Origin of the sequence: Cobetia sp. SIMBA_158, assembly GCF_046566945.1 — a bacterium.
Lineage (GTDB): Bacteria > Pseudomonadota > Gammaproteobacteria > Pseudomonadales > Halomonadaceae > Cobetia > Cobetia amphilecti.
In genome coordinates, this window is sequence record NZ_JAWJYL010000194.1 from 1 (window position 1) to 302 (window position 302).

Sequence of the window (302 nt, forward strand, 5' to 3'; positions counted from 1 at the left end):
GGTATTGGAAAAGAGAGAGCTTTAGTAAATGGCGGTATTTATCCTTTGTTTAAAGATATCGACTTATTTGGCGAGTTTACAGCGGGAGAATATTTCTTCACAGAAAAGTATATTGTAGAAAATCAAGATACTGTAAAAATCTTTGTGGAAGGGGTAACCAAAGCAATTAAGTGGGCAAGAACAACGCCTCGTGAAGAAGTCATTGCAAAGTATGAAGAAATTGTTTCTGCACGCGAAGGTAATGAATCAACAGAAAACTTAAAATACTGGAAGAGCACAGGGATTGCCGAAGAAGGTGGTCA

At 37.7% G+C, this 302-nt stretch carries 1 protein-coding gene; it reads left to right on the top strand.

Annotation, left to right across the window (positions count from 1 at the left end):
- On the top strand, nt 1–302 hold a 302-nt coding region (locus tag R2R70_RS19600), incomplete at both ends, for a hypothetical protein (protein ID WP_410978836.1).